Origin of the sequence: Sphingomonas sp. PAMC 26621, from assembly GCF_000251145.1 — a bacterium.
GTDB lineage: Bacteria > Pseudomonadota > Alphaproteobacteria > Sphingomonadales > Sphingomonadaceae > Sphingomonas.
Genome location: NZ_AIDW01000055.1, coordinates 1 through 10514, shown reverse-complemented (window position 1 = coordinate 10514; position 10514 = coordinate 1). Strand labels below are relative to the sequence as shown.

At 60.4% G+C, this 10514-nt stretch carries 10 protein-coding genes and 1 pseudogene; 7 read left to right on the top strand and 4 right to left on the bottom strand.

All coding sequences use genetic code 11. From position 1 onward, the window contains the following. Both RI03_RS20800 and RI03_RS23145 read left to right on the top strand, forming a co-directional pair. On the top strand, positions 1-301 hold a 301-nt coding region (locus RI03_RS20800), incomplete at its 5' end, for an IS5/IS1182 family transposase (protein WP_010219690.1). 50 nt (positions 302-351) lie between these two features. Next, positions 352-990 carry a hypothetical protein gene (locus RI03_RS23145; protein WP_081504313.1) on the top strand — a complete coding sequence of 213 codons (639 nt, stop codon included), beginning with the start codon at positions 352-354 and terminating at the stop codon, positions 988-990. Between the two features lie 241 nt (positions 991-1231). On the opposite strand, the gene RI03_RS20795 is transcribed toward RI03_RS23145, so the two are convergent. After that, complete coding sequence (locus RI03_RS20795) at positions 1232-1486, bottom strand: hypothetical protein (protein WP_010219688.1); 255 nt, start codon at positions 1484-1486, stop codon at positions 1232-1234. A gap of 355 nt (positions 1487-1841) precedes the next feature. Between RI03_RS20795 and RI03_RS20790 the strand changes: the two genes are divergently transcribed. Beyond that, positions 1842-2087: a hypothetical protein gene (locus RI03_RS20790; protein ID WP_010219687.1), complete on the top strand. Its 246-nt coding sequence runs from the start codon at positions 1842-1844 to the stop codon at positions 2085-2087. A gap of 201 nt (positions 2088-2288) precedes the next feature. Here the strand turns inward: RI03_RS20790 and RI03_RS20785 are convergent, their stop codons facing one another. Beyond that, a complete protein-coding gene (locus tag RI03_RS20785; protein WP_026046941.1) occupies positions 2289-3026 on the bottom strand; it encodes a Stf0 family sulfotransferase in 738 nt (245 codons plus the stop codon). A gap of 694 nt (positions 3027-3720) precedes the next feature. On the opposite strand from RI03_RS20785, the gene RI03_RS23870 reads away from it, so the two are divergent. Beyond that, positions 3721-4101 carry a hypothetical protein gene (locus tag RI03_RS23870; protein ID WP_170318441.1) on the top strand — a complete coding sequence of 127 codons (381 nt, stop codon included), beginning with the start codon at positions 3721-3723 and terminating at the stop codon, positions 4099-4101. A 200-nt stretch (positions 4102-4301) separates the two neighbouring features. Here the strand turns inward: RI03_RS23870 and RI03_RS25460 are convergent. Continuing rightward, positions 4302-5736, bottom strand: a pseudogene (locus tag RI03_RS25460) (IS1182 family transposase). 242 nt (positions 5737-5978) lie between these two features. Between RI03_RS25460 and RI03_RS20775 the strand changes: the two are divergent. Then, positions 5979-6383, top strand: a complete 405-nt coding sequence (locus RI03_RS20775) for a hypothetical protein (RefSeq protein WP_138995789.1) — start codon at positions 5979-5981, stop codon at positions 6381-6383. 875 nt (positions 6384-7258) lie between these two features. Continuing rightward, positions 7259-7585, top strand: coding sequence for a WGR domain-containing protein (locus RI03_RS20765; RefSeq protein WP_010219684.1), 327 nt, complete (start codon positions 7259-7261; stop codon positions 7583-7585). Here the strand turns inward: RI03_RS20765 and RI03_RS20760 are convergent. Beyond that, the gene (locus RI03_RS20760) at positions 7578-8663 is read right to left on the bottom strand and encodes a hypothetical protein (protein WP_010219683.1); all 1086 of its coding nucleotides are present in this window, start codon (positions 8661-8663) and stop codon (positions 7578-7580) included. The two genes, RI03_RS20765 and RI03_RS20760, sit on opposite strands and share 8 nt — an antisense overlap. A gap of 154 nt (positions 8664-8817) precedes the next feature. Between RI03_RS20760 and RI03_RS20755 the strand changes: the two genes are divergently transcribed. Further along, a complete protein-coding gene (locus tag RI03_RS20755; protein WP_010219682.1) occupies positions 8818-10074 on the top strand; it encodes a tyrosine-type recombinase/integrase in 1257 nt (418 codons plus the stop codon). The last annotated feature ends 440 nt before the right edge of the window (positions 10075-10514 follow it).

The window sequence follows — 10514 nt, the reverse complement described above, 5'->3', positions numbered from 1 at the left end:
CGCTGCCGCGCTGCTCGACGATCTACCCAAGGCGCAGTGGATGCTGGGCGACCGCGGCTATGACGCAGACTGGTACAGGGACGCCCTTCAGGCAAAGGGCATAACACCTTGCATTCCGGGGCGAAAGTCCCGGATCATCCCCGTCAAATATGACAAGCGCCGCTACCGAAGCCGGAGCCGTATCGAGATTATGTTCGGTCGTCTGAAGGACTGGCGCCGCGTCGCTACCCGCTACGATCGATGCCCGACCGTCTTCTTTTCCGCTATCGCGCTCGCCGCCACCGTCATCTTCTGGCTCTGATCAATGAGTCGTGACCCTAGTCACAAGTTTGTTGTTTGGGGGCATTTGAAATGAAGCATGTTTTAATTACGAGCATTGCTCTCGCTGCTTGTCTGCCCTCAATCGCGGTTGCACAATATAACGTACAGTGGGCAGCGCCGGCTTCAAATGTCGGTCCTATGGCTTCTTTTCCAATGGGTACGCCATTGCAGCTCGCCACCCGGACCGAGCTTAATACCAAGGACTGTCACGCGGGCGATCGCTTCTATCTGGAAGTGGCGGAACCCCTCATGTATCGTGGCCAAGTTGTTGTTCCGGTCGGATCGATTGCGGTCGGCGAAGTTATGCGTTCGGAGCGTAATGGCCATTTTGGAAAACGCGGTCAGCTCGATATCCGAATTAATTATGTAGAGACGCCGAGCGGGCCTGTCCGCCTCTCAGGGCGCACGGGACGCCATGGTTATGGACAGGAACTATTGTCTATTGGAGGGGCGTTGCTTGTCTCGTGGCCGATGATCTTTATTCACGGGACTAGCGGTAGGCTTCCGGCAGAAACTTCCGTGACCGCCTATCTCGCAGACGATCTACGCTTCAACCTTCAGCCTATTTCAACCCAAGCTGTAGCGGCGATGCCCGATAGCGAGGGGCAGACGCACCGCCCCCTGCCAGCAAACTTTGATCCGTCAGTTTTCTCGTCAACTGGATCGTGACTCGATAAGAGCCGTTCGACTGCGGCCTCCCAAAACAGCATCGTTTCCGGTAAGGGCGGGTGCAAACTTACGGTCGCAATTGCCACCTGCTGGCCCGGCCGTGGGCCACCACTTTTCGCGTCGCGATGCGAAATTCACAAGTTTTGCATCACGCTTGAAACGGCAGGAAACTTGGCCTTGCGGTGATACAAAAGTCCGATGCGCCAATCGCGGATGTCAGGATCTGGTGGAGAGCAGTCGTTCACATGCCTCGCTTGCGATCAAAGTCCGTTAGTTGCTGAGCGGTCATAGATTGGAACGAACCGCCGAAGTATCGAATGGCCCGCAGCGTCGGTGCCTTGCCGTCAGGGGTTTCGATCCGTGCCTCGATCTCCATACGCGTTACGCCGAGTCGAGGTCCGATTGCACGGAACCGACTCAGCATACGGTCGCCGTCAATCGTCTGGCCTGTGACTTTCAGTTCTCCGCCACGAGGGCAGTGCTCATCCATCATCATAAAGCCGTGCTCGAAACTGCCATTGACTGTGCCTCTCAGACGCAGAGTTGGGCCACCCCAGCCCCGTAGTCCTACGGGCATATTACATAGGTCGGGCGAGGGCTGCTCGACCGCGCAGCCAGCAAGGGCGAGCGCGACAATGAGGACTGGAACGCGGGCCATGGAAAGATTGTGACACGATCCGGCCACGTCCGCTATTGCACGCTTTCTGCCGTCCCTATTGTTGCGAAAGGGTTCCCTTTTGCGACGGCAGGAAACGCCCACTTGCAGACGTTCAGCGCGCCGCTAATCTTGCCGAATGAGATACCGGCGGTCAATTATCGCAGCAGGTGCGTTGCTGGTTGGCGGATGCAATATGATCCGCGCCATGCCCCCGCCTCAGGGTACTAACTCGGCCGATGCGCGGGCTGCGTTAGCCAGTTGCGGCATCACGCCAGACAGCATCGCTTGGTCGGTCAGCCCTGAAGGCACCTTCGTATTTGGCCGGAAGAGCGCCGACGCTCCGCCACTGCCTGAAAAGCAGAGCGAGTGCCTCATGCGATGGATCGAGAAGGGCGGGATCAAGGTTGGTGTCATCGGCTGGGAGACCGGCCCTCGCTAACGTCCGCTTGCCACCAGGTTGCGACATTCAGGCGCTACTAGCGTGCCAACCATCCCTGAAAGCCGACCGGCAGCTTTCGGGCGGTGAAGCGGACGGACCAGAAACGCCCAAATTACGTCGTTCGCTGCTTTTCAAATATCCCCCGAAAGCGGACATAGCCGACGTGCGAAAGGGGTTTCCTTTGCAACGGTAGCGAACGGCTTATATACGTTTCAGCCACTCGGTTGTTGTCGCGTCCGCCATCTTAGCGGTTTGAGGAACCACAGTTTTAGCGATGGCTCGGTCGTGACCAAGCGCGGCCAGTATCGTGGCCAACGTCGCCTGCGGGTCATCCGCAAGCTTCTCATACGTCAAACGCAAAGGCTGAATGCCACACTGCTCGAAAAATGAGGACCACCCCGCATCGTCGGTCGCCAGCGCGTCCCGCGCTTTGGTAATCTGATCAGCATCGAAAACGGGTACTCGCGCGGGCGCGGTCCTTTCACGTTCCGATCCGTCAGCGGCCATATGCCATAGCCCCGTTTGCGTAGCGCGCACCAACGACGCGGCCTGCGCCACTTTGTCCCGTCTGGAGAGGTGAATAAAAAGCGTCGAGCCGAACGCTTGCTCGAACCGGTTTGCGAGGTCGGCCTCACCGCCCAAAGTCATATTAAACCGCTCGGTCGCTTCGCCGACGCTTTGCCACATCAACCGAAGTCCGAATACGCCAGTGTCCGCCGTCCCGGCCCGTATCATCGCCGTTAAGTAAGCTTGGTTGAACACCGAATTGGCAGCCGTCGCCGGTTCGCCTACCCCCCACAGCCCGGCCCAATAGCTAATATCTTGAGACCGCAGATACGAGTGGGGCTGACCCGCCACTCTGCTAGCAGTTAGCAGATCACAAAGCATCGTGCTTCCCGATCGTGGGGTTGCACAGATTATATAAGCCGTGAAAGCCATTCATGCTTTTAAAGCGAAGCTGACCATCCCTCAACGCTGTTATGACGGCTCCTGCAGACCAATCGTTGCGAGTCCGGCCGGTCTAAAAGCGGATGCACCGGAAACGATCAATTGCGGAAATTCCTAGCATTTGGCATGATTGCGAGATGCTGATCCTGATAAGCATGCTTATTGCGTTGACCGCGCTGCCAGCACTGACCGTTACGGCAGTAATTGCAATCATTCTAAGATGGCGACATATTTCAATCGGACGGCCCGCTGTTTCAGCAGCTCTGGTCGGCACCATGGTTCCGTTTCTGATGCTGTCGTATGGCCTATATCGCTCTTGGCCATGGCCTTGGTTCCCCCTTGAATTTAAGTACGACGGCCTTGGACAGCCGGGTGCATGGCTTGTTGTTAGCGCCGCACCGGTATGGGTAGCGTGCTTTGCTGTCAGTTGGCTCGTCCTTGGACGACAAAGCTGGAAAGTCCGCTAACCGCCAGACCAGGTCATTCCTGATGCAAAAAACAAAAGTTTTGCGTCAACGTAGAGGGCGCAGCAGCTGGTCGGCTGTCACCCAATTGCGAACACCCTGAGAGGTGATACCCTCAACAGATGAACCCAGTTTTCCTCGCCCTTTCGCTACTATCTTCTAGCACACCCGCCGCGTCACCGGTCGCGACTTTGCGAGTAGACGGGGACGAATCCACGTTCATGGTGGAAGTGACCGGAGGACTTCCCGCTGGCTACCAAATTGCAATTGATTGCACCAAGAAATGCGCAAAGCCGGTTCATTATCAAGAAGCCACGAGCGACGCCCCCTTGGGCCTATTTTCTCGTGATCAGAACGATTTGATATTCTCCACGTGGTCTGGTGGGTCAGCCTATCGCGTGAGGGTCTGGTCCGTGGCTGGCAACACCGTGCGGAAAGTCGTGGAACTGTCGAGCCGAGGCACCCCCGACTTTTTGTCGGATTCTCATGGAAGGCCGATGATAGAAACCTACGAGGGCGATAGCGTCGCCGTCCGATTGAGCCGCGTGCGCTGGATTTTCGTCAACGGCCACTTTGTCCGTTCCAAACCGAATGACCACTAACCGCCACTTTTCGAATTCGTGATGCGAAAATCACACAGACCGTGTGGAAAGTCGTGAACAGCGCGGTCGGCGTCAGCGATTTCCCATCTCAAGCGTTCGAAAGCCAAATAAGCCCGAAGGTGCTTTTTGAGGGCCGTGAAGCGGCGAGAGACGGCCTGTTTGAGGTCCGGGCTGGCGTTCGAGGCGCGAGACGGCCGGTTTTACGCCCTTGCCGCTGCAATCAGACCCGGCACCCCGACCAGGGTGATGGCCCGTCTGATGTTGTAGGCGAGCGCGGTCAGGCTGAACTCGCCCCGTACGTTCTCGAGCCGGCGCATCAGGAACGCGCCCTGGCCCATCCACTGCTTGATGGTGCCGAAGGGATGCTCGACGCTGTTTCGCCGGTGGTCCAGCACGTCAGGTCTGGCTGCCAACCGCGCCGCCATGCGGTCGAGAATGGCTTCGTTCTCCAGACGCGAGACGCGGCGGAATGACCGGGTGCAGCGCGATCTCAGCGCGCACGCCTTGCAGGCATCGCGGTTGGCGTAGTCGATCTTCACATTGTCGCGCGACTTGCCGCGGTAGCGCGGCGAGAGCGCTGCCCCGGTCGGGCAGATAAAGACATCTTGGTCCGGCTCGTAGCGGAACACCTCCTTTCCGAAGAAGCCCTCACGCACAGCGGAGCCGCGGATTGGCTTGGGCACGTAAGCCGTGACGCCGGCCGCTTCGCAGGCTTCGATGTCCTCGATCTTGAAATAGCCGCGGTCGGCCACCGCTTCGATCCGCTCGACGCCAAGCGCCTCCATGGCCGCTGTCGCGGTGTGAGCGAGCAGTCCCAGGTCGAGGACCTGGTTGCTCACCGCCTGCTCGGCGATCAGCTTGTGCTTACGTCGACGGCGAGCTGATGTTGTACCGACCCCACTTTGGTCATGCGCGCCATCGCGCGGGCGTCCGGTTCGGGAAGCGAAATCTGGTCGGCGCCGGTGCGATCCAGTTCGGCCACCATCTCCTTGTGACGATCGCGCGTGCCCTGGATAACGGCGACCTTCTCCGCCAGTTTGCCGTCACCCTTGCCGGAACCGCCGCCCGCCGTGGGGTCTTCGTCGGCATCCCCCTCATCAAGCCGTTTCATGTAGCCGGCGAGCTTCTCGTCCGCGTCCTGGAGGAACTTGGCGAGGGACGTACGGGCGAAGTTTCGGGTCTTGTTGTTGACGGCCTTGATACGCGTGCCGTCCACCGCCACGAGCTCACGACCGAAGAGGTCGAGCTGACGACATAGCACCACGAACTCGTGGAACACCGCCTTGAAGGCGACACGGTTGTCGCGACGGAAGTCGGCGATGGTCTTGAGGTCCGGCTTGAGGTGCCGCAGCAGCCAGATCGCTTCAATATTGCGGTGCGTCTCGGCTTCTAGGCGACGGCTCGACCGGACCCGGTTCAGGTAGCCATAGATGTAGAGCTTGAGCAGATCCGCGGGATCGTAGCCCGGGCGGCCGATTGCCTTTGGCCGTACGCGGAGGAACCGGCCGCGCCAAGGTCGAGCCCGTCGACAAAGGCTTCAATGGACCTGACCGGTTTGTCCGGTCCGACATAATCATCTACCGCCTCAGGCAGCAGCAAGAGCTGCGAGCGGTCCGTTCCAACCAGATGCGCCATGGCAAAAACATACCACGGGCCAGGATCCCAGGGAATCCTCAGACGGGGTTTTCACACGGTCTGTTTGATTTGCATCAGGAATGACCGGGTTCAGTGGAGCTCGGGTCCGGCAGCTTTAGGCATTGGACCAGCGAAAGCCGTCATTCCTTTTTCCCGGTTCTGGCACCAAATCTCTCGGGTGCCGCCTACAATGCAAGATACGGGGCAACGGGACCGCCCGACCAGGGATGGGGGGGCATAGCGTGCTCACTGAGTTGCAGCGGCTTCATGCAGGCATACTAGCGGGGCTCGACGAGTTGGACGCGCTAACTGCGCAGCCCGATCCGCCCATGGATCGCATACCGGCGGTCAGGCTTGCCATAACCCGTGCGAGCAGGGCCCGCACCATGCTTCTTGAGCGTATCTATGATCAGTTGGTCACCCGCGCCCCACTGGAGCAGAAGGCACGCATCTTAGTGCTGAAGGAGGAAGGTAAAGACAATCTCGCCGCCTCAACGGGGCACATTGGCATCTGGACGTTGCGCGAAATCGCAGGGCGGTGGCACGACTACCGCGCAGCCTCGAACACAATGCGATACGCGATGCGCCGGAGAATCAAAAATGAAGCAGAGCTGATATACCCATTACTGTCCGATCACAGCCTGTGACTTTAAGCTGCCTGAGCCGGGGTCATCCGATTGTTTACGCGTGAAAGGAGCCCGCTCTCCACAAGGTGAAGCCATTTGCCGAGATGTTGCAGAAAGGACCATTTTCGCAATGCCAGCACGTCCGCTTTCAGGTGCGACACAAATAGGCCGAATGTCGTAGTTTGAGGCCCGAGATATGCGCCTACGCTCTTGGATTTGGCAAAGCGTCCCGGGTCATCTACTATCGATGCGAAGGCCAGCGCAACGATTGCCCTACGCCGGGAAATAACTGCGCCGTTCGCTGACACCGTGGGACGCCTGACCCTCGCAGACCTCGAGCAGCGCGCGTGAGGCCGCAATTCTGAACCTGGTAGGGGAACTCGCCGACCGCCCTACATGATGCATAGGTTCGATTTCGTTGCCTTCTGACGCACAATCGACTGACTGCTCTGTTCGATCAGAGCACCCTCGATTAGATTTCCTTGCGCTGCTACCAATGGCTGCGGATGGATAGGAATCGGACTGATGAGCGGCTGGCATCCGGACCAAGACAAGGCTTCGAACGGTGAGGTGCCGCCGAAGAACAATGCTCAGGGTTCCGACAGCTGGCCGACGCAGAATGGTTAGCCGCCCTTAGCGAGCCGTTGCCGCAGCGTCGCACGCCGCGAGAGCGCTCTGCGATGCGCTGGGACGAGATGGCGGAGGCGGCTGAAAGCCTTGCGATCAAGGCAGCCATCAACGCGCGCGACAAGGTATCCCGTTCTGGCTAGGGGGTGGTAGCGGATGATGCAGGTGACGTGATCGTATCGGAGATATCGCCTGCGTGAATCACCCACCCAAGACTGATTCAAATTCCCGGTTGGACGCCGTCGCCTGTCCGCTGCCATGTTCCCCTCATGTTCGAATATCCCACTCAGATGATCGACCACCGCTGCGAGCTGGAAGCGGTCGACGAACGCCGTAACATCGCGCGGGCCTACCAGATCGACGCAACGCGAGATTTGTTCGGCTATGTCATCGTAGCGCTGCGATGGGGCCGCATTGGTAGACGGCTTGCAGGTTTGACTGTCTCCTTCGAGAGCGAGGCCGCGGCATCGCAGTTTATCCAGCGCGCGCTTGCAAAGCGGGCGAGTGCGCCGCGACGGATCGGCGTTGGCTATTGTCGCGTCGACAGCGACGATACCTTGCCGGGTCAGCCGATCGCCGCCAACGACTTCAGGTAGCGATGCGGGCGAGCAGCCGATTGATCTCGGCCATGCTCGCGTCGAGATCCGAGACCGCGTTGGCAAGCGGGACTTGATCGATCGGCGCCGGCGAAACAGGCGCAGCCGCCGAGAGTGCCCTCCAACTAATTTGACCGACCGCACCAAGCGCGACGAGTCCCGCATCGGCAAGCACATGCGCTTGAATATCCCCGCCAGCTCGCGACAATCCCAGCACCCGTCGCAGCTGGGTGCGCGTACATGCACCAAGCCCAGCCACCAGCAGCCAAGCTTCCCGTGCACGGGCGTTCCGCGACAAGTGAGCCAGCGCGTCGTGCCCCCGAGCGATGTGTTCATTCATCCGGCATAGGGTCGCATAGGTCCGGTCGCACGCCGCCCCCGCGGTCTCGATCAGCCTTACCTCGATCTCGCCTGCCTCGAGATCAGCCCGAAACAGGGCCCGCGAAATCAGGCCAACCGACGGCAGGGCGAGCGGTGGCTGAACGCCGGCGCTCAGTAGCGCAAGATTGAGGGCCCAGCAGCCGCCCGGCTCAGCGGCAACATAATGGTTGAGGGTGCCGCGCGGGAGTGCGTGATGGACAACGCCACCTTGCCCTTCGAGGAAATCGGCGTCGCCGCGTAGTCGCTCGATCGCCATCACTAGCGGCGCCAAGGGAGGCGTGGCCGGTTCATCGACCTCAGGTTCATTGGCAGACACGCTGGCGATCGCCTCAACGAGTGCGGCGCGGGCGCGCGCTAGCAGGTCGAGCTGTTCGGTGCCGAACCGATGCGTCGCACCGACCATCGTCGCGATCGTGCCGGCGGCCTCGGCGATAGGTGCCGCGCCGTGGTCGGCCAGCCACAATAGCACGGCGTCGCGACGGGCATCCTGGGTGAGTAACAGCGGCATGTCGGTCGCTGTTGTCTGGTGGGCGGGACCGATGTCGCCGACGCCGGCGTCGCGACGAAACATTTCCCAGGCCGCCGATACAGCAGCCAGCGCTGCGGCTTTCTGCAAGCGCCGCGAGGCAAATTGCCAGCCCGCCTCGGTGCGTCCGAGCGCCTGCCCATAGCGGTAGAGATAGGTAAAATCATCCATCGGCACGAAGTATAAGCTAGCGATCCACAAATCGCTAGGCACCCCCCTACCCGCTTAAAACGCACTTTCCATAATGGGACATTATGGTAACAACAGAAGCTGGAAATGGAGGCTGCGTGGTTCTCGGCCAGCAGCGCGAATGAAAGCTCGCAGGATGGCAAATGACAACACTGGTGAGATCGTCATCCATCAGCTCGACGGGAACGCATTGCCGCAGCGCCGCGCGCGCGGCTCAGCCGAGCTCGTCGACGCACGGCTGCTGCGCACGATCGCGGCTGCGCTCCCGGCTGATATGCCGCCAGTAAGCGCACTCGGCGTCGAAACCGCCCTTGAGGCAATGTCCGACGCCACGAAGGCGGCGATCGCCGCAGACCTCGATTGTTTCGTTGGCTGGTGCGTGGAGGAGCGGCGATCCCCCTTCCCCGCCGATCCCGAGGATCTCGTCCGCTACCTACGCCACCTCGAGGCGCAGGGAAAGAAGCCGGCGACGCTATCGCGGCGTATGGCAACGCTCGCTAGCGCCCATCGTTTGGTTGGCATCGGCGACAAGGATGGCCTGCCGACCGACCACCCGATGGTCCGCAACGCGCTGCGCGCTAATCGTCGACGCAAAGGTGCTGTCCAGCGTCAGGCAGCCCCACTCCGCTATGGGGGTGCGCTCGATGAGCTTGGCGAGGTTAAAGGGTTCACGATCACCGCACTGCTCGATGCTTGCGGTGGCGATCCGCAGGGTCTGCGCGACGCGGGCCTCCTCTCGGTCGGTTACGATGCCGGGCTACGCGTCAGTGAGCTCACTGCCGCCGCGGTAAAGCAGCTCGAGCCACAGGCTGATGGCTCGGGGCTGCTTGCGATCCCCCGATCCAAGACCGACCAGGAGGGACAAGGCAGCTGGGCGTGGCTCTCGCCCGAGACGATGCGGCGCGTACAGGCCTGGCTGGTGCAGAGCAGCATCGAGGATGGCCCTTTGTTCCGGAGGGTCGGGATCGATCGACGTCGTGCGCGCGCTGCGGTGCCCCCGCAGTCCTATCAGTCCATCCCAGGAAATACCCGCCACTGGCAGGAGCGGCTGAGTGGAGCGCCAGCGGTGCAGGCTCAGGTGACCTACACGATCGGCGAGACCCCCCTTACACGCCAGGGCGTGTGTGCGATCTACCGGCGGATCGCGCTAGCGGTGGCGGACGCAGGGCTGGTCGATATCGCGGGGGATAAGCTGTCCGAGGCGCTTGCGGCGTTGTCGACGCACTCGCTTCGGGTTGGACTGACCCAGGACCTGTTCGCCGCCGGCGAGGACGGGGCGGGGATTGCGCTGACCCTTCGCTGGTCATCCCCCGCGACCGCTCTTCGGTATGGGCGCAAACTAGCCGTGCGAAGCAATGCTGCCTCACGGGTGTTAGGCACCGTTCGAAGATAGCGGACGCCTGCAGCCGCTCGATAAAGGGCTTACGCCGAAATTTAGCTCCAGTCTAAGGCGGCCATGCCGACTCAATCGCGGACGCTCAGCGCCCTCCTTGTGCTTCCTAACTGCGGATATTCATACATGTCGATTCTTCGGCCGCATCAATCGAGTGCCAATATTTAGTGGATCCGGCGCAGGGTGGACTTATACCAAGATTCACTGATCAGAACTCCTGAGCCCACTTCCGCATCCCAATCGACATGATTTTCCAGGGCTGATCGACCAGCTTGTTCCAGGCGTCGCAGCAGTGATCGACGATGTCGTCGTAGGAGCCGAACACGCGGTTCGAGAGCCAGTTGTCGCGCATGAACTGCCAGATGTTTTCCTGGGGATTGAGCTCGGGACATTTCGACGGGATCGCGACGATGAGACTGCCAAGGCACACAGGGGATAGG

Excerpts from the sequence above, each read along its gene's own strand:
- RI03_RS23145 (WP_081504313.1), top strand. The coding sequence starts at position 352 with ATGAAGCATGTTTTAATTACGAGCATTGCTCTCGCTGCTTGTCTGCCC.
- RI03_RS20795 (WP_010219688.1), bottom strand. The coding sequence starts at position 1,486 with ATGATGATGGATGAGCACTGCCCTCGTGGCGGAGAACTGAAAGTCACA.
- RI03_RS20790 (WP_010219687.1), top strand. The coding sequence starts at position 1,842 with ATGATCCGCGCCATGCCCCCGCCTCAGGGTACTAACTCGGCCGATGCG.
- RI03_RS20785 (WP_026046941.1), bottom strand. The coding sequence starts at position 3,026 with ATGGCTTTCACGGCTTATATAATCTGTGCAACCCCACGATCGGGAAGC.
- RI03_RS23870 (WP_170318441.1), top strand. The coding sequence starts at position 3,721 with ATGGTGGAAGTGACCGGAGGACTTCCCGCTGGCTACCAAATTGCAATT.
- RI03_RS20765 (WP_010219684.1), top strand. The coding sequence starts at position 7,259 with ATGTTCGAATATCCCACTCAGATGATCGACCACCGCTGCGAGCTGGAA.
- RI03_RS20760 (WP_010219683.1), bottom strand. The coding sequence starts at position 8,663 with ATGGATGATTTTACCTATCTCTACCGCTATGGGCAGGCGCTCGGACGC.
- RI03_RS20755 (WP_010219682.1), top strand. The coding sequence starts at position 8,818 with ATGGCAAATGACAACACTGGTGAGATCGTCATCCATCAGCTCGACGGG.